The organism is Deinococcus metalli (assembly GCF_014201805.1).
GTDB classification, from domain to species: domain Bacteria; phylum Deinococcota; class Deinococci; order Deinococcales; family Deinococcaceae; genus Deinococcus; species Deinococcus metalli.
Genome location: NZ_JACHFK010000002.1, coordinates 118,392 through 134,965, shown reverse-complemented (window position 1 = coordinate 134,965; position 16,574 = coordinate 118,392). Strand labels below are relative to the sequence as shown.

18 protein-coding genes are annotated in these 16,574 nt (G+C 70.7%); 10 read left to right on the top strand and 8 right to left on the bottom strand.

From position 1 onward, the window contains the following. Positions 1–2: 2 nt before the first annotated feature. From urtE to HNQ07_RS05755, 6 genes are all read right to left on the bottom strand, one after another. A complete protein-coding gene (urtE, locus tag HNQ07_RS05780) occupies positions 3–707 on the bottom strand; it encodes an urea ABC transporter ATP-binding subunit UrtE (protein WP_184109989.1) in 705 nt (234 codons plus the stop codon). 103 nt (positions 708–810) lie between these two features. Next, on the bottom strand, positions 811–1,575 hold the full coding sequence (urtD, locus tag HNQ07_RS05775; protein WP_184109988.1) for an urea ABC transporter ATP-binding protein UrtD: 765 nt from the start codon (positions 1,573–1,575) through the stop codon (positions 811–813). Then, positions 1,565–2,680: an urea ABC transporter permease subunit UrtC gene (gene urtC / locus HNQ07_RS05770; RefSeq protein ID WP_184109987.1), complete on the bottom strand. Its 1,116-nt coding sequence runs from the start codon at positions 2,678–2,680 to the stop codon at positions 1,565–1,567. The genes urtD and urtC overlap by 11 nt, the downstream gene beginning before the upstream one ends. Continuing rightward, on the bottom strand, positions 2,677–3,567 hold the full coding sequence (gene urtB / locus HNQ07_RS05765) for an urea ABC transporter permease subunit UrtB (protein ID WP_184109986.1): 891 nt from the start codon (positions 3,565–3,567) through the stop codon (positions 2,677–2,679). Before urtB ends, urtC begins: the two co-directional genes overlap by 4 nt. Positions 3,568–3,663: 96 nt before the next feature. After that, a complete protein-coding gene (gene urtA / locus HNQ07_RS05760; RefSeq protein ID WP_184109985.1) occupies positions 3,664–4,848 on the bottom strand; it encodes an urea ABC transporter substrate-binding protein in 1,185 nt (394 codons plus the stop codon). 388 nt (positions 4,849–5,236) lie between these two features. Beyond that, entirely contained in the window at positions 5,237–5,944 is a 708-nt protein-coding gene (locus HNQ07_RS05755; protein ID WP_184109984.1) for a PPC domain-containing protein, read from the bottom strand. Positions 5,945–6,105: 161 nt separating this feature from the next. Between HNQ07_RS05755 and HNQ07_RS05750 the strand changes: the two genes are divergently transcribed. The 9 genes from HNQ07_RS05750 (at position 6,106) to HNQ07_RS05710 (ending at position 12,787) form a co-directional block, all read left to right on the top strand. Then, on the top strand, positions 6,106–6,792 hold the full coding sequence (locus HNQ07_RS05750; RefSeq protein ID WP_184109983.1) for an urease subunit beta: 687 nt from the start codon (positions 6,106–6,108) through the stop codon (positions 6,790–6,792). Next, on the top strand, positions 6,789–8,510 hold the full coding sequence (gene ureC, locus HNQ07_RS05745; RefSeq protein WP_184109982.1) for an urease subunit alpha: 1,722 nt from the start codon (positions 6,789–6,791) through the stop codon (positions 8,508–8,510). The genes HNQ07_RS05750 and ureC overlap by 4 nt, the downstream gene beginning before the upstream one ends. A 13-nt stretch (positions 8,511–8,523) precedes the next feature. Then, entirely contained in the window at positions 8,524–9,087 is a 564-nt protein-coding gene (locus HNQ07_RS05740; RefSeq protein ID WP_184109981.1) for a HupE/UreJ family protein, read from the top strand. Positions 9,088–9,117: 30 nt separating this feature from the next. Beyond that, positions 9,118–9,480 carry a hydrogenase maturation nickel metallochaperone HypA/HybF gene (locus HNQ07_RS05735; protein WP_184109980.1) on the top strand — a complete coding sequence of 121 codons (363 nt, stop codon included), beginning with the start codon at positions 9,118–9,120 and terminating at the stop codon, positions 9,478–9,480. After that, positions 9,477–10,139, top strand: coding sequence for a hydrogenase nickel incorporation protein HypB (gene hypB, locus HNQ07_RS05730; RefSeq protein ID WP_184109979.1), 663 nt, complete (start codon positions 9,477–9,479; stop codon positions 10,137–10,139). Before HNQ07_RS05735 ends, hypB begins: the two co-directional genes overlap by 4 nt. After that, positions 10,136–10,597, top strand: coding sequence for an urease accessory protein UreE (locus HNQ07_RS05725; protein ID WP_184109978.1), 462 nt, complete (start codon positions 10,136–10,138; stop codon positions 10,595–10,597). The genes hypB and HNQ07_RS05725 overlap by 4 nt, the downstream gene beginning before the upstream one ends. Continuing rightward, on the top strand, positions 10,594–11,238 hold the full coding sequence (locus HNQ07_RS05720; RefSeq protein WP_184109977.1) for an urease accessory protein UreF: 645 nt from the start codon (positions 10,594–10,596) through the stop codon (positions 11,236–11,238). The genes HNQ07_RS05725 and HNQ07_RS05720 overlap by 4 nt, the downstream gene beginning before the upstream one ends. A gap of 80 nt (positions 11,239–11,318) precedes the next feature. After that, positions 11,319–11,987, top strand: coding sequence for an urease accessory protein UreG (gene ureG, locus HNQ07_RS05715; RefSeq protein ID WP_184109976.1), 669 nt, complete (start codon positions 11,319–11,321; stop codon positions 11,985–11,987). Next, positions 11,984–12,787, top strand: coding sequence for an urease accessory protein UreD (locus tag HNQ07_RS05710; RefSeq protein ID WP_512745596.1), 804 nt, complete (start codon positions 11,984–11,986; stop codon positions 12,785–12,787). The genes ureG and HNQ07_RS05710 overlap by 4 nt, the downstream gene beginning before the upstream one ends. Before the next feature lie 161 nt (positions 12,788–12,948). Here HNQ07_RS05710 and HNQ07_RS05705 read toward each other — a convergent pair whose 3' ends face one another. Continuing rightward, positions 12,949–14,487, bottom strand: coding sequence for a gamma-glutamyltransferase family protein (locus tag HNQ07_RS05705; protein ID WP_184110227.1), 1,539 nt, complete (start codon positions 14,485–14,487; stop codon positions 12,949–12,951). 341 nt (positions 14,488–14,828) lie between these two features. Between HNQ07_RS05705 and HNQ07_RS05700 the strand changes: the two genes are divergently transcribed. After that, positions 14,829–14,999 carry a hypothetical protein gene (locus HNQ07_RS05700; RefSeq protein ID WP_184109975.1) on the top strand — a complete coding sequence of 57 codons (171 nt, stop codon included), beginning with the start codon at positions 14,829–14,831 and terminating at the stop codon, positions 14,997–14,999. Between the two features lie 179 nt (positions 15,000–15,178). Here HNQ07_RS05700 and HNQ07_RS05695 read toward each other — a convergent pair whose 3' ends face one another. Continuing rightward, positions 15,179–16,531, bottom strand: coding sequence for an alpha-glucosidase/alpha-galactosidase (locus tag HNQ07_RS05695; RefSeq protein WP_184109974.1), 1,353 nt, complete (start codon positions 16,529–16,531; stop codon positions 15,179–15,181). Positions 16,532–16,574 lie beyond the last annotated feature (43 nt).

Below are 16,574 nucleotides of genomic sequence, written 5' to 3'. Positions count from 1 at the left end.
GGTCACACGCCCAGGTAGCGCTGGACGGCGTGGGTGGGGGTGTCGGCGGTCTGGCCGGTCTCGACGACGCGGCCCTTCTGCATGACGTAGTAGCGGTCGGCGAACGACCACGCGAAGTCCAAGTACTGCTCGACCAGCAGCACTGCCACGCGCAGTTCCGTGCGGATGCGCGTCAGGGCCGCCTCGATCTCCTGCACGATGCTGGGCTGGATGCCCTCGGTGGGTTCATCCAGCAGCAGGTAGCGCGGCTGCGTGACCAGAGCCCGGCCGATGGCGACCTGCTGCTGCTGCCCGCCGGACAGGTTCCCGGCCTTGCGGCTGCCCATGTCGCGGCAGATAGGGAAGAGGTCGTACACGAGGTCCGGCACCGCCCGCGTGGCGGCGGCGCGGCCCGACAGGGCGGGCAAGCCCATCCGCAGGTTCTCCTCGACCGTCAGGTGACCGAACAGGCCGCGGCCCTGCGGCACGTACGCCAGGCCCTGGCGCGCGCGCGTGAAGGCCGCCTCGCGCTCGACCTGGGCGCCGTTCAGCCGCACGGCCCCGCCGGTCAGCGGGTGCAGGCCGGTGATGGCGCGCAGCAGCGTGGTCTTGCCCACCCCGTTGCGCCCGATCAGCGTGACCGCCTCGGCGTCGCGCACCTCCAGGTCGATGCCGAACAGCACCGGGCTCTGCCCGTACGCGGCGGTGACATTCTCCAGTTTCAGCATGGGGACTCCGGACGAGCGCTGGGTGCAGAGCTTCGAGCGGTGAGAAGCGGGAGATGCTGTGTCTGGCTCAGATTCCGTCGCCCAAACCTCAACACCGCGCCCCTCACACCGCCTCCTTCGGACGGCCCAGGTAGATCTCCATGACCTCCGGGTCGGCGCGCAGGGTTTCCAGATTGCCCTCGCGGAAGACCTGGCCCTGGTGCAGCACCGTGATCGGCGCCTTGAGCAGTTCCACGAAGTGCATGTCGTGGTCGATCACCAGCACGGTGTGCCGGCCGGCGAGGGTGTGGATCAGCGCGGCGGTCTGTGCGGTCTCCTGCGCGGTCATGCCGGCGGTGGGTTCGTCCAGCAGCAGCAGTTCGGGATCGGCGGCGACCACCATGCCGATCTCCAGCCACTGCTTTTCCCCGTGCGCGAGCGACCCGGCCGGGATGTCGGCGCGGGCAGTCAGGCCGGTCAGGCGCAGCAGTTCGTCGGCGCGGGCGTGCTCGGCGGCGCTGGGGGCCTTCAGGATGCCCAGCACGCCCTTGTTCCGTCTGGCCGTCAGCAGCAGGTTCTCGCGCACGGTCAGGCCCTCCAGCACGCCCGGCGCCTGGAACTTGCGGCAGATGCCCAGGCCCGCGATACGGTGCTCCGGCAGCCGCGAGATGACCTGCCCGCCGAAGCGGACCTCACCTCGCTCAGGGCGGACCTTGCCGATGATGGTGTCGAGCAGCGTGCTCTTGCCCGCGCCGTTGGGGCCGATCAGCACGCGCAGGCTGCCGCGCGGCACCTGCAGACTGAGGTTGGTGATGGCCTTGAAGCCGTCGAAGGACACGGTGATGTCGCGCACGTCCAGCAGGGTCTCGGCAGTCGGCTCAGACGGCATCGCTCACCTCACGGGTCACGGGACTGGAGGCCGGGACGGACGGCGCGGGCGCCCGGCGGCGCGCGATCACTCCGGCCACACCCTGCGGCATCACCAGCACCACCAGCACGAACAGCGCGCCCATGACGTACAGCCACGCGTCCGGCGCGGCGCTGGAGATGCGGTCCTTGGCAAGCTGGCCCAGCACCAGGCCGCCCGCCGCGCCGACCAGGCTGGCCCGGCCGCCCAGCGCCACCCACACCACCAGTTCGATGCTGAAGGCCACGCCGATCATCGCCGGTGAGATGGTGCCCAGGTGCACCGTGTACAGCGCGCCGGACACGCCCGCCAGCAGGCCGCCCAGCATGAACGCCGCGATCTTGAACGCCGCCGGGTTGAAGCCCAGGAAGCGCGTGCGGTTCTCGTTGTCGCGGATGGCCGTCAGCACCTGCCCGAAGGGCGTACGCAGCAGCCACGCCGTGCCGCCCAGCGCGGCGGCCACGACCAGCAGCGTGAGCCAGTACAGGCCGTGCGCCACGTTCGGGCCGCGCAGGTCGATGCCCAGGAAACGCTGGTAGTCCGTGATGCCGTTCGTGCCGGAGGTCAGTCCCTGCGAGCCGTTGAGCCACGTCACGAACGCCAGCAGCAGCGCCTGGGTGATGATGCTCACGTACACGCCGGTGATCCGGCGGCGAAACATCAGCCACGCGACCAGCCCGGCCGCCGCCGCCGGCAGCACCAGCACCATCGCGAGCGCGAAGGGCGCGCTGGCGAACGGCGCCCAGAACCACGGCAGCTTTTCCACACCGTTGTACACCATGAAATCCGGCAGCTCGCCCTTCGGGGTGGCCGTGAGCTTCAGGTGCATCGCCAGCGCGTAGCCGCCCAGCCCGAAGAACAGGCCCTGCCCCAGGCTCAGGATGCCGGTGCGGCCCCACACGACGCTCACGCCGATGGCCGCGATGGACAGCGCCAGCACGCGCCCCAGCAGCGCCAGCGGGTACGCGCCCAGGTACAGCGGCGCGAACGCCAGCGCCACCAGCACGGCGCCGGTGGCGAGCACCACGGCCGGCACCCGCGCGCGGCCAGCACCCGGCACTGGGCCGCTCTGCACGCCGGGGGTCATGCGTCCTCCAGGGCCCGCGACTGTGTCGGGAACAGACCGCGCGGTTTCCACTGCAAGAACGCCACGACGACCACCAGCAAGATGGCCTGAGCGAGGCTCACGCTGGTCAGGCCCTCGGCGAGGGCGGTGATGAAGCCCAGCAGCACGGCGGCCACCGCGCCGCCCAGCACGCTGCCCACGCCGCCCACCACCACGACCAGGAAGGCGTTCACGATGTACGCCGCGCCCACCGTGGGATTCACCGGCGCGATCAGCGCCAGGCCCACCCCGGCCACGCCCGCGATGCCCGCGCCCAGCGCGAACACCAGCAGGTCGAGCGCGCGGGTGTTCACGCCCAGCGCGGCGGCCATCTCGCGGTTCTGGTTCACGGCGCGCACGTGCATGCCAAACCGGCTGCGGTTCAGCAGCCACCACATCGCGCCCAGCACGATCAGCGCGAGCGCGATCACGAACAGGCGCACGTACGGCAGGGTCACGTCCCCCACGTTCAGCGCGCCCGAGAGCCACGCCGGGGCCGTGACGGGCACGCCGGTGCTCCCGAACAGCTGCCGGGCCGCCTGCTGAAGGATCAGGCTGATCCCGAAGGTCGCCAGCAGAGTGTCCAGCGGGCGGCCGTACAGGCGGCGGATCACCGTGAATTCCATGACCGCGCCCAGCAGGCCCGCGCCCACGAACGCCAGCGGAAACGCGAGCCACAGGAAGTTCGGCCCGGCCCACTGCGCCGCCAGGTACGTCAGGTAGCCGCCGGCCATCAGGAACTCGCCGTGCGCCATGTTGATCACGCGCATCAGCCCGAAGCTCAGCGCCAGGCCCAGGGCGGCGAGCAGCAGGATCGACGCGACCGACAGGCCCGTGAACAGCTGACCGGATAGAAACGTGAGGTCCATCGCATCCCTCCTCGAATGGCTTTGAGCTCTGAGCCGTGGGCTCTGGGAACATCCCAGGCACACAGCCCACAGCTCATCGCCCACAGGTCATGGCGTTTACGGGCAGGTCTTGCCGGGGAACGCGAGCTTGTCGTACGGCTGCGGCGCCACCACGCCCTTGCTCTGCGCAACGACCTTGAACTGGCCGCCCGCGCCAGACACGCCGGTGTACACGGCCTGGGTCAGGCTGCCGTTGGCGTCCACCGTGATCTTGCCCAGCGGGCTGTCCATGCTGACGCCCACGATGGCCTTGCGCACGGCCATCGGATCGAAGGACTTCGCCTTCTCCACGGCGGCCTTCCACAGGTACACGTCCATGTAGGCGTGCGCCATGGGGTCGGTGATGGCGGCGTTCTTGCCGTACTTGGCCTGGTACGCGGCGACGAACTTCTTGTTCGCGGCGTTCGGCAGGCTCTGGAAGTAGTTCCAGGTGGCGTACTGCCCGTCGAGGAGCTGCGTGCCGATGGCCTGCGCTTCCTGCTCCGCGATCGAGAACGAGATCACCGGCAGCGTCTTGGCGCTGTAGCCGGCGGCCTGGTACTGCTTGAAGAACGACACGTTGGAGTCGCCGTTGAGCGTGTTGATGATCACGTCGGGCTTGGCGGCCTTGATCTTGTTGATCACGCTGGAGAACTCGGTGCCGCCCAGCGCGACGTATTCCTCGCCGGACAGCGTGGCCTTCATGTCGGTGATGTGCTTTTTCAGGATCAGGTTGGCGGTGCGCGGGTACACGTAGTCACTGCCCAGCAGGAAGATCTTCTTGTAGCCCTTGCCGAGCGCCCACTCCAGCGCGGGCAGCGCCTGCTGGTTGGGCTGCGCGCCGGTGTAGATGATGTTCGGGCTGCACTCGTTGCCCTCGAACTGCACTGGGTAGAACAGCAGGCCGCCGTTCTTCTCGAACACCGGCAGCATGGACTTGCGGCTGGCGCTGGTCCACCCGCCGAAGACGGTGGCGACCTTGTCCTGCGTGAGCAGCTTCTCGGCCTTGGTGGCGAAGGTGGGCCAGTCCGAGGCGCCGTCTTCCTTGACGACCTCGATCTTCTTGCCCATCACGCCGCCCTTGGCATTGATCTCGTCGATGGCGAGCTGCGCGGCGTTGGCCACCGTGATTTCCGAGATGGCCATGGTGCCGGTCAGGGAGTGGAGCACGCCGACCTTGACGGTGCTCTGCGCGCTGGCCGTGCTCGTGGCCACCAGTGTGACGCTCAGGACGGTGGTGCAGACGGAACGGAGCTTGCTCATGCGGGTCTCCTTTGGGCGCGTGGGGCACGCACCGGCGCTGCTCTGGGGTGAAGTGTACGCTCTCCGTGCAAAGTGTTCAAAATTTCTCGAACATCCAGCACGGATGAGCGCAGCATAGGCAGGCCAGCGTGAAATCCTTTGCAAGTTGTTTAGAAAAACGGATACCAGTGGACAGCGCAGCCGATACGCTGCGGACTGACGATCCGTCTCGCCCGCCGTCCACCCGTCCCCCAGGAGGCCACCCGGCCATGCCCGCTCACCGCCCACCCCACAGGGGCCACCCGCGTTCAGGCCCGACATGCTGACGGACGCGGCCGGGTGTGGCCGCGTCTGGGAGGTGACGCTGTCGGTGTGCGGCGAGCCGGGCGCCGGCCGCTCCGCCCGGTCGTCAGTCGATCGAGCAGGACATGGTGTGCGTGTACTGGGTCATGAAGCCGATCTCGATGAAGTTCTCGCCCCGGGTGTCCGTCTTGTACATGGTGTACAGGATCTTTCCAAAACTGCCCCCCAGCGGGCCGCTGAACAGGATCACGCGCGACGCCGGGTCGTAGGTGTACTTGCCGCGCTCGCCGCCGCCGTCCAGCTGGACGCCCTGGTAGCGGCCGTCCGCCGTGATGGCCAGGTCGCCCAGGATCATGAGGCCGGAGCCCGTGAACATGCTGCACGTGTACTTGCCCGCCTGCAGCCGCGCAGGCCCGCGCGTTCCGGCGGCCGGGCGTGCAGGAGCGGCCGCCGCTGGAGCAGGCCGGGAGGCAGCGGCCGCGCCCACGCGGAACGGAAAGCGCGAGCGCACGGTCATGCCGCCCGCCGGATAGTCGAAGTACACCCGCAGTTCGTACGCGCCGGCCGCCAGTCCGCGGAACGTGAAGTCGGCGCTGCGCTTGCCGCCCGAGTAGTAGTACTCGCCCCATCCGGAATCGGAGCTGCCCGCCGGCACCACCGTGACCCAGTCCTGGGCGTTGCCGGGCAGGCCGTCGACCCGCACCGTGAACGCCTGTCCCGCCGCCACGGTTTTCGGCACCTGCGCGCTGACGGCCGCCGCCCACTGTCCCGCCAGCACGAAGAGAATAAGGATGTGACGCCACCACTGCTGCATACGGCCTCCCGGATACGCGCGCGGCCACAGGTGGCCCGGCGTGCTCGCACCATCAAAGGTATGACCCGCCCGCTTACGCGCGCCTCACGGTTTGACATGGTGGGACCTGAGTCCGCGACCACTCCGTTTCCGCAGTCCCGAACGCTCCCCAGGAGGCCCACGTGCAGCTCACCGAACGCGAACGCGACAAACTCCTGATCCACGCCGCCGCCACCCTCGCCCGCGACCGGCGCGCGCGCGGCCTGAAGCTCAACCACCCCGAAGCCGTCGCGCTGATCACCGCCGCCGTGCTGGAGGGCATCCGCGAGGGCCGCCGCGTGGAAGACCTGATGGGCTGGGGCGCGACCATCCTGGGTGCCGAGGACGTGATGGACGGCGTGCCGGAACTCATCCACGACATCCAGGTCGAGGGCACCTTCCCCGACGGCACCAAACTCGTGACCATCCACGACCCCATCCGCGGGGGGAGCAGCCGCGTGGTGCCCGGCGAGTACGTGCTGGAGGACGGTGACATCGAATTGAACGCCGGGCGGCCCGTGACCGCCGTCACGGTGGCCAACCGCGCGGACCGGCCCATCCAGGTCGGCAGCCACTTCCACTTCTTCGAGGTCAACCGCGGCCTGCACTTCGACCGCGCCGCCGCGTACGGCCAGCGCCTGAACATCCCCGCCGGCACCGCCGTGCGCTTCGAGCCCGGCGAGGAACGTGACGTCGAACTCGTGCCCCTGGGCGGCACGCGCGAGGTCTACGGCATGAACGCCCTGGTGAGCGGCGAACTCGACGGCACCGGCATGCGCGACGTGGCGCTCCAGCGTGCCCGGACCCAGGGCTACGGGGGGGCAGAGTGAAGGTCAGCCGCCGCCAGTACGCCGACCTGTACGGCCCGACGGTGGGCGACCGCGTGCGCCTGGGCGACACGAACCTGCTGATCGAGGTGGAGCAGGACTACACCACCTACGGCGAGGAGGTGAAATTCGGCGGCGGCAAGGTGATCCGCGACGGCCTGGGCCAGAGCAGCACCGCCGTGCGCGGGGACGCCGACGTGCCGGACCTGGTCATCACGAACGCCCTGATCCTCGACCACTGGGGCGTGGTGAAGGCCGACGTGGGGGTCAAGGACGGCCGCATCTCGGCCATTGGGAAGGCGGGCAACCCCGGCACGCAAGGCGGCGTGAGTCCGGGCCTGACCATCGGCGCGAGCACCGAGATCGTGGCGGGCGAGGGGCACATCCTGACCGCCGGCGGTGTGGACACGCACATCCACTTCATCGCGCCGCAGCAGTGCTGGACGGCGCTGGAATCCGGCGTGACCACCATGATCGGCGGCGGCACCGGCCCCACCGCGGGCACCAGCGCCACCACCTGCACGCCCGGCGAGTGGCACATTCACCGGATGCTCGAATCCCTCGCCGGGTTGCCGCTGAACTTCGGGCTGCTCGGCAAGGGCAACGCCAGCACCCAGCCGCCGCTGGCCGAGCAGATCCGCGCCGGGGCGCTGGGCCTGAAACTCCACGAGGACTGGGGCACCACGCCCGCCGCCATCCACGCCGCCCTGAGCGTGGCGGACGACTTCGACATCCAGGTCGCCATCCACACCGACACCCTGAACGAGTCCGGCTTCGTCGAGGACTCGATCCGCGCCTTCGCGGGCCGCACCATCCATACCTTCCATACCGAGGGCGCCGGCGGCGGCCACGCGCCGGACATCATCAAGGTCGCCGGCCTGCCGAACGTGCTGCCCAGCTCCACCAATCCGACCATGCCGTTCACGGTGAACACCATCCACGAGCATCTGGACATGCTGATGGTCTGTCACCACCTGTCGCCGCGCATTCCCGAGGACGTGTCGTTCGCCGAGAGCCGCATCCGCCCCGAGACCATCGCCGCCGAGGACGTCCTGCACGACCTGGGCGTGTTCTCCATGATGAGCAGCGACTCGCAGGCGATGGGCCGGGTGGGCGAGGTGATCACCCGCACGTGGCAGGCCGCGCACAAGATGAAACTCCAGCGCGGCCCGCTGGAGATTCCCGGTCTGGGCACCGACACCCGGGCCGACAACCTGCGGGCGCGGCGCTACGTCGCCAAGTACACCATCAACCCCGCCATCGCCCACGGCATCGCGCACGAGGTCGGCAGCGTCGAGGTCGGCAAACTCGCGGACCTCGTGCTGTGGAAACCGGCCTTCTTCGGCGCGAAGACCGCGCTGGTCATCAAGGGCGGGTTCGTGGTGGCCGCGCAGATGGGCGACGCGAACGCCAGTATCCCCACCCCGCAACCCGTGTACCCGCGCCCGATGTTCGCCGCGCACGGCGGCGGCCCGGACGCGACGTGCGTGCATTTCGTGTCGCAGGTCAGCGTGGACGAGGGGAACCTTCCCGAACTCGGCCGCCGCTACAGCGCCGTGGCACACACCCGCGACATCGGCAAGAAGGACATGCTCCTGAACGCCGAGACGCCCGACATCCACGTGAACCCCGAGACCTACGAGGTGCGCGTGAACGGCGAGGTCGTCACCTGCGAGCCGCTGGACGAGTTGCCGCTCGCGCAGCGCTACTTCCTGTTCTGACCCTGGAGGCACCATGCGCAGATCCCACGCCCTGACCGCCCTGCTGCTCGTCTCGACCGCGTCGGCCCACAGCGGCGCGCACGCCTCCGGCTGGCTTGCCGGCCTGGCCCACCCTCTGACCGGCCCCGACCACCTGCTGGCGATGGTCGCCGTGGGTGTGCTGGCCGCTCCGCTGGGGCGCCGCGGCCTGTGGCTGCCCGCCGCGTTCGTCGGGGCGATGCTGCTGGGCGCGCTGGCCGGCGTCGGCGGCGCGGCCCTGCCCTTCGCGGAACAGGGCATCGCCCTGAGCGTCGTGCTGTTGGGGCTGCTCCTTGCGTTCGCGGTGCGCCTGCCGCTGGCCCTCCTGGGCGTGCTTGTGGGCATGCTGGGCGCCGTCCACGGCCACGCCCACGGCACCGAATTGCCTGCCGGTCTCAGCGCCGCAGAGTTCTTCGCGGGCTTCACGCTCAGCACGGCGGCCCTGCACGCCGCCGGCTTCGGGATCGGCCGCATGGGCCCGCGGGTCGGTGCGCCGGCGCTGCGCTGGATCGGGCTGGGCCTCGCCGTGGTGGGCGGTCGCCTGCTGCTGGGGTCATGATCACGACGCCCGTCACGGTGCCCCGCGCCGATGCATGAGGCGTCCATCGCCTTATCGCTGATCGACGTGGCCTCGGAGGTGCTGGCCGAGCATGGCGTGGCGCGGGCCAGGGCACTGACGGTGCGGGTGGGGGCGTGGTCGAGCGTGGTGCCGGAGGCGCTGCTGGCCGCGTTTCCTGCCTGCGCGCAGGGCACGCCGCTGGACGGAGCCCACCTGAGTGTCATCCTGGTGCCGGGCGTGGGCGAGTGCCCCAACCACGGGCCGGTCACGCTGGACGTGACGCGTGGCCTGCGCTGCCCCCACTGCGGCGCGCCCACGCCGACGCTCCTCCAGGGCGACGAACTGGAACTGGACGAGATCGAACTGCTCGAACCCAATCGGGAGGACCCATGACGACCACGACCCCGCGCATCGTGACGGTGCGGCAGAACATCCTGAAGGCCAACGACCACACCGCCGCCGAGAACCGGCGCTCGTTCCAGGCGGCGGGCGTGCGCGCCATCAACCTTGCGAGCAGCCCCGGCGCGGGCAAGACGGCGCTGCTGGAACGCACGCTGCAAGGGCTCGCCGGGCAGGTCTCGATGGGTGTGGCGGTGGGGGACCTCGCCACCGAGAACGACGCGGCGCGCCTGCGGCAGTGTGGCGCGCCGGCCGAGCAGATCGTCACCGGCACCATCTGTCACCTGGACGCGGGCATGGTGCAGGCCGTGCTGCCGCGCTTCGACCTGGACGCCCTGGACGTGCTGTTTCTGGAGAACGTGGGCAACCTGGTGTGCCCCAGTTCCTACGACCTGGGCGAGGCGGCGCGCGCCGTGCTGATCAGCACCACCGAGGGCGAGGACAAGCCGCTGAAGTACCCGACGATGTTCAACACGGCGGACGTCGTGGTGATCACGAAGATGGACCTCGCGGACGCGGTGGGCTTCGACCGCGACCTGTGCCGCGAGAACATCGAACGCGCGCGGCCCGGCGTGCCGGTCATCGAACTGAGCAGCCGCGCCGGGACCGGCCTGGACGCGTGGTACGCCTTCGTGCGGGGCGACGCGCCTTGACGAAGCTGAGCGGTCTGCGGCGGCCGCTGCTGGACACGCCGACCGTTCCGGCCGCGCCCGAGGGCGAGGTGGTGGTCGTGCCGATGACGGCCGTGGACCGCCGCCGGGTGCGCCGCCGCGTGCGCGCCCCGGACGGCGCGGAGCTGCGGCTGGCCCTCCCGACCGGCACGGTGCTCACACCGGGCACGCGGCTGGAGGTGCGGGACGGCGTGACCTACGTGGTGGGCGCCGTGCCGGAGGACGTCGCGGTGATCCGTCCGCGCTCGATGCCGGAAGCGGCCGCCGTGGCGCACGCGGTCGGGAACCTGCACCGCGACATCATTGCTGCGGACGACCCCGGCGTGTTCCTGGTCCTGTGGGACGCGCCGATGGAGCTGCTGCTGACCCGGCTGGGCGTGCCGTATGCGCGGGAGCAAAGGCCCTTTCACGGCCGCCCGGCGTGGGAGCATGCCCAGTGAACCTCCTGCGGCTGCTCCAGCTGTCGGACTCGGCGTTCCCGACGGGCGCGTACGCCTTCAGCGACGGCCTGGAGACCCTCACGGCGCACGGCGCGGTGCGGTCGCCCGCCGACCTGAGGGCATTTCTGGCCGGGCAGCTCACGCACGGCTGGGGCGCCCAGGACGTTCCCGCCTGCGCCCTGGCGTGGCGCGCCGACGCCGCGGCCCTGGCCGACCTCGACGCGCTGCTCGACGACCTCAAACTCGTGCCGGGGCCGCGCGGGGCGAGCGTGCGGGTGGGCGCCAACCTGCGCCGGGCCGCCGCGCACCTGTGGCCCGAGGTGGTCGCCGCGGTGCCCGTCACGCGGCACCACGCGACCACCTTCGGCGCGCTCGCCGCCGCGCTGGACGTGCCGCGTGCCGAGACCGTCACGGCCTTCGTGAGCGGGTGGCTGCTGGGCCGCGCGACCTCCGCCACCCGCCTGATGCGCGTGGGCGGCCTGGACGCGCAGGGCTGCGCCGCCGCGTGCGAGGACGCCGCGCGGGCGTGCATCCACGCAGCCCTGCACGCCACGCCGGACGATCTGGCCACCTTCACCCCCCTCCTCGACCTCGCCGCGAGCGAGCAGCCCATGCTGGACGCGCGGCTGTTCCAGACGTGACGCGGTGATCGGGACGAGGGCCGACGCTCAACCGGCCCCCGCGTCACCGCTCAGAGCCCTCCGACCCTCAAGGAGACCCCATGACCCAGTCCTCCACCCCCGTCCGCATCGGCGTCGGCGGTCCCGTCGGCAGCGGCAAGACGGCGCTGCTCGAGGCGCTGTGCCGGGCGCTGCGTGACCGCTACGAGCTGGCGGTCATCACGAACGACATCTACACCTTCGAGGACCAGCGCATCCTGACGCAGGCGGCCGCCCTGCCCGAAGGGCGCATCCGGGGCGTGCAGACGGGCGGCTGCCCCCACACCGCGATCCGCGAGGACAGCTCCCTGAACCAGGAGGCGGCCGAGGCGCTCACGGCCGAGTACCCGGGCCTGGAGCTGCTGTTCATCGAGTCGGGCGGCGACAACCTGGCGTCCTCGTTCTCGCCGGAACTGGTGGACGCGTGGATGTTCGTGCTGGACGTCTCCGGCGGCGAGAAGGTGCCGCGCAAGGGCGGTCCCGGCGTCCGCGCGTCGGACCTGCTGGTGATCAACAAGACGGACCTCGCCCCGCTGGTGGGCGCGGACCTGCGCATCATGGACGCCGACGCGCGGGCCGGGCGCACGGCGGGCAGCGAGGTGCGGCCCTACGTGTTCACGAACCTCAAGAGCGGCGCCGGCTTGGCGGACGTGATCGCGTGGATCGAACACGACCTGCTGTTCCGGGACGTGCCCCCGCCCCGTGTCGGCCTGCACCCGGAGACGGTCTGAACACCCTCCTGGCGCGCACACGCACCGGCGTCCTGCACCTGCACTTCGGGGAGCGGGCTGGACGCACCGTGCTGCTGCGCGACATCCAGAAGGCCCCGCTGATGGTGGTCCGGCCGTTCACGCTGCCCTGCGGCACGCTGATGGTGTTCATCGTGAACCCCACCGGCGGCGTGCTGGGCGGCGACCACAGCGAGATCCGCGTGACCGTGGAGGGCGGCGCGCGGGTGCTGGTGGTCACCCAGTCGGCCACGCGCGTGCAGCCCTCGCCGGACGGTCGGGCGGCCACGCAGGACGTCCGCTTCGAGGTCTCGGCGAGCGGGCGGCTGGAGTACCACCCGGAACGCACCATTCCGTACGCCGGCAGCGCCTTCGCGCAGACCCTGCACGCCGACCTGGAGCAGGGCGCGGAGTTCGCGCTGACCGAGACGCTGGCGACCGGCCGGGTGCACGCGGGCGAGCGTCTGGCCTTCGCGTCCTACGACAGCCGCGTTCAGGTGGACGTGGCGGGGCGGCGGGTGTACCTCGACCGGCAGCGCGTCGTGCCGGGCGCACACACCCGCGCGCCGGGCGTGTGGGGCGACCTCGACTACCACGCGGCCGGCGTCTTTGTCGGGGCAGGGGAGCCGGCGGCGTTTCCCGCCGTGCCGGGGCGCCTGGCCACCGGCCGCACGGCGGGGGGCGCGGCGTGGCTTCGGGCCGCTGCGGCGCGCGGCCCGGACCTCGACCGGGCCGTGCTCGCGGCGCGCGAGTCGCTGCGGCGGCAGCTGTGGGGCGCGGACCCCCTGCACGTCCGCCGCTGACGGGCGCAGGCGTCGAGGGTCCACCAGTCGGGCTGCGGGGAGGAGCGGCTGGACCTTGCTCCCCATCGCCTCGGCACAGAAGCCCGTTCGGCAGCATCTGCCGTTGGCCTGACATGAGATCACCTCGCTGGGTGCTGAATCTGCGCCTCTCGCACCGTGGCTCAGTACGCGGCCACCTGGCCGTCCGCGCGGGACTCGCTGCCTCCGGTCAGCACGCCGGTCCTGGGATCGCGCCAGATGATCTGTCCGCGTCCGAAGGCATTGGGGTTGAGCTGTACCCGGATGTCGTGCCCACGCGCCTGGAGCGCCCGGGAAACTGCGCCGCCGAGTTCGTGTTCCACCTCGACCACCCGGCCCTGGAGCCACTGCCAGCGCGGCGCGTCGAGCGCCTGCTGGGGATTCATGCCGTACCGGACGGTGTTCAGCACGACCTGCACGTGGCCCTGCGGCTGCATGAAGCCGCCCATCACCCCGAACGGTCCCAGCGGCGTGCCGTCGTCCCGCGTCATGAAGCCGGGAATGATGGTGTGGTACGGCCGTTTGCCCGGCGCCAGCACATTGGGGTGCCCGGGCTCCACGCTGAAGTTGTGCCCCCGGTTGTGCAGCGCGATCCCGGTGCCGGGCACCACCACGCCGCTGCCGAAGCCCATGTAGTTGCTCTGGATCAGGCTGACCAGGCCGCCCTCTCCGTCAGCCGCCGCGAGGTACACGGTGCCGTGGGCGTTCGGGTCACCCGGCGCCGGGTCCAGGGCGTGTTCGCCGATCAGGGCGCGGCGGGACGCGAGGTACGAGCGGTCCAGCAGGGCATCCACCGGCACGTCCACGTGCTGGGGGTCGGCCACGTGGCGCAGCGCGTCTGCGAAGGCCAGTTTGGTCGCCTCGATCTGCATGTGCAGGCCGCGCGGGTCGTCCCGGTGGTCCGGGAGGTCCAGGCCGTCGAGCAGGCCCAGCGCGATCAGCGCCGCGAGGCCCTGCCCGTTCGGCGGGATCTCGTGGACCAGATGGCCCCGGTAGGCGGTCTGGATCGGCGTGACCCACTCGGAGCGGTGCGCGCTGAGGTCCTCGCCCGTCAGCAGGCCGCCGGTGTCGCGGGCAAAGGCGTCGATCCGCTCGGCCAGCCGGCCGCTGTAGACGCTCTCGCCGCCCGTCGCGGCGATCTCCTCCAGCGTGCGCGCGTGCGCCTCCGAGGCCCACAGCTCGCCGACCTGGGCCATGAAGCCGTCCGGCGCGAACGTCTCCAGCCACGGTCCGAACTCCGGGCCAGTGCGCGTGCGGTGCAGCTGGATGCCGCGCTGCCAGTTCGCGGCCAGCACCGGCGACAGGGGATACCCGGACCGCGCGTAGGAGATGGCCGGGGTCAGCACCTCCGCGAAGGCCAGCCGGCCGAACCGCGTGTGCAGGTCGGCCCAGCCGCGCACCGTGCCGGGCACCGTGACAGGCAGCCACCCGTGCGTGGGCAGCGTGCCGCCGGGCAGCGCGTCCAGTGTCAGCCGCGCCGGAGCGCGGCCGGACGCGTTCAGGCCGTGCAGCTCGCCGCCGTGCCACACCAGCGCGAACAGGTCCGAGCCGATGCCGTTGCTGGTCGGTTCCACCACCGTCAGGGCGGCGGCGGTGGCGATCGCGGCGTCCACGGCGTTCCCGCCCGCCTGCAGGATCGACAGCCCGGCCTGCGCGGCCAGCGGCTGGCTGGTGGCCACCATGCCGCGGCGGGAGAGGACGGGCTGCCTGGAAAGGGAGTGAGCGGTCAAGGACACCTCCGGGCGTGCCGACCGGCGCCGGCCGGATCACGTCAGTGACGCGGAGTGTAGGCACTGGCTGCGGCGGTGTAAAGGGCTCCGGGTCGGCGGGCGGGCCTGAGCGGCCACGCTGCCCGACCCACAATCCCCTAGATGACCGCGTCCGTGTGTTACCTGTTGCTTGAAGCAGCCTATAGACGGCTCTCATCCGGCCGTGCTATTCATGAGTCAGTCACACAACCTGCTGTCGGGATCCAACGCTGTCTCCGCCGATATCCTGCCGTTCCCGCCCGAGGAGTCCCCCCATGATCCTGCTGTTTGCCATCCTGCTCGTGCTGGTCGCCACCGTCGTGCTGCTGATCGTGCCCATCCGCCACCGCACGGGGCTGGAAACCGAGTGGGACGATCCCACGCCCGAGCGCTACCTGCAGGACATGGCGGCCCGCACCCTGCCCCGTCCGGCCGGCACCGCCTGAAGATCCCCACCACCGCAAGCCGCACCGGGCGTGTCCTGGCTTCACTGGCCTGACCACGCCCGGTGCGTTGTTGCGTGCTTTACCCGGTACTGGGGAGTGCTCCTGAGTGGAACCGCCCTCCGGCCCCGGGTCCGCTGCCACGGACGCGCGGAGCCGGAGGGCGCCCGGCGGTGCCGGATTCAGTCGGCGGCCTGGAGTTCCTGCGGAATGAAGTCGCCGTGCTGGGCGAGCAGGTCGGTGGTGAGCGCCCAGATCTGGTCGAGGTCCAGTTCGGCGCTGGTGTGCGGGTCGAGCATCGCTGCGTGGTAGATGTGCTCGCGGTTGCCCGTGACCAGGGCCTCGACGGTCAGGGCCTGCACGTTGACGTTCGTCTGCATCAGGCCGGCGAGCTGCGGGGGAATGCGGCCGATACGGGTGGGCTGGATGCCCTGCCTGTCGACCAGGCAGGGCACCTCGACGGAGCACTCGTCGGGCAGGTTGCTGATCAGCTTGCCGTGACCGGCCGTACCGTCGTGCTGCACGGGGCTGTTCATCACGTTGCCGTACACCACGCGCGGCTGGCCAGTCACCATTGAGTGGATGATCAGCGAGCCGTACTCGACGGACCGCTTGACCTCCAGCGGCTCGTTGGGGTTCTGGAGCTTGACGCGCAGGTCTTCCCAGCCGCCGATCTGCGACACGCAGCGGCGCGGGTACTCGTCGAGCGGCACGTTGAACTTCTCGATCAGGTCGTCACGGCCGCGCTTGATGAAGTACGGCACGTACTCTGAGAAGTGCTCGCTGCTCTCGGTGACGAAGTACCCCAGGCGGCGCAGCATCTCGTAGCGCACGCGGTTCCACTCGGGCACCTTGCCGGACTCGGCGAGTTCCATCAGGCGCGGGTACAGGCTCTGGCCCTGGTGCTCGAACTTGAGGTAGAAGGCCATGTGGTTGATGCCCGCGCACAGGTAGTCAATCTCCTCGACCGGGATGCCCAGGTCCTTGGCGAGCTCCTCGGCGGTGTGCTGCACGCTGTGGCACAGGCCCACGGTCTTGATGCGGGGCGACAGGCGTGCCAGGCCCCACACGTTCATGGCCATGGGATTGACGTAGTTCATGTGCAGCGCGTCCGGGCACAGCCGCTCCATGTCGCGGCTCATGTCCGCCAGCACGGGCACGGTGCGCAGCGCGCGCATGATCCCGCCGATGCCCAGGGTGTCGGCGATGGTCTGGCGCAGGCCGTACTGCTTGGGCACCTCGAAGTCCGTGACCGTGGCGGGCTGGTAGCCGCCGACCTGGATCATGTTGATCACGAAGTCCGCGCCGTCCAGGGCCTGCTCACGGCTGGTGGTGGCGCTCACCGTGGGGCGCGCGCCCACGGCCGTCGCGACGCGGTGCGCGACCTGCTCGGTGACGTCCAGGCGCTCCTGGTTGATGTCGAACAGGCGGATGTCTGCGCCGCCGAGTTCGGGGAAGCTGAGGATGTCGCCGAGCAGGTTCTTGGCGAACACGGTGCTGCCGGCGCCGATCATGGCAATTTTGGGTGCAGTCATGGGGTCTCCTGCGACGATTTTAGAACGTTCTACCGCGTGAATG

What these genes read in the sequence shown, in the direction of transcription:
- urtE (WP_184109989.1), bottom strand. Translation starts at nt 707, where the DNA reads ATGCTGAAACTGGAGAATGTCACCGCCGCGTACGGGCAGAGCCCGGTG.
- urtD (WP_184109988.1), bottom strand. Translation starts at nt 1,575, where the DNA reads ATGCCGTCTGAGCCGACTGCCGAGACCCTGCTGGACGTGCGCGACATC.
- urtC (WP_184109987.1), bottom strand. Translation starts at nt 2,680, where the DNA reads ATGACCCCCGGCGTGCAGAGCGGCCCAGTGCCGGGTGCTGGCCGCGCG.
- urtB (WP_184109986.1), bottom strand. Translation starts at nt 3,567, where the DNA reads ATGGACCTCACGTTTCTATCCGGTCAGCTGTTCACGGGCCTGTCGGTC.
- urtA (WP_184109985.1), bottom strand. Translation starts at nt 4,848, where the DNA reads ATGAGCAAGCTCCGTTCCGTCTGCACCACCGTCCTGAGCGTCACACTG.
- HNQ07_RS05755 (WP_184109984.1), bottom strand. Translation starts at nt 5,944, where the DNA reads ATGCAGCAGTGGTGGCGTCACATCCTTATTCTCTTCGTGCTGGCGGGA.
- HNQ07_RS05740 (WP_184109981.1), top strand. Translation starts at nt 8,524, where the DNA reads ATGCGCAGATCCCACGCCCTGACCGCCCTGCTGCTCGTCTCGACCGCG.
- HNQ07_RS05735 (WP_184109980.1), top strand. Translation starts at nt 9,118, where the DNA reads ATGCATGAGGCGTCCATCGCCTTATCGCTGATCGACGTGGCCTCGGAG.
- hypB (WP_184109979.1), top strand. Translation starts at nt 9,477, where the DNA reads ATGACGACCACGACCCCGCGCATCGTGACGGTGCGGCAGAACATCCTG.
- ureG (WP_184109976.1), top strand. Translation starts at nt 11,319, where the DNA reads ATGACCCAGTCCTCCACCCCCGTCCGCATCGGCGTCGGCGGTCCCGTC.
- HNQ07_RS05705 (WP_184110227.1), bottom strand. Translation starts at nt 14,487, where the DNA reads ATGGTGGCCACCAGCCAGCCGCTGGCCGCGCAGGCCGGGCTGTCGATC.
- HNQ07_RS05700 (WP_184109975.1), top strand. Translation starts at nt 14,829, where the DNA reads ATGATCCTGCTGTTTGCCATCCTGCTCGTGCTGGTCGCCACCGTCGTG.
- HNQ07_RS05695 (WP_184109974.1), bottom strand. Translation starts at nt 16,531, where the DNA reads ATGACTGCACCCAAAATTGCCATGATCGGCGCCGGCAGCACCGTGTTC.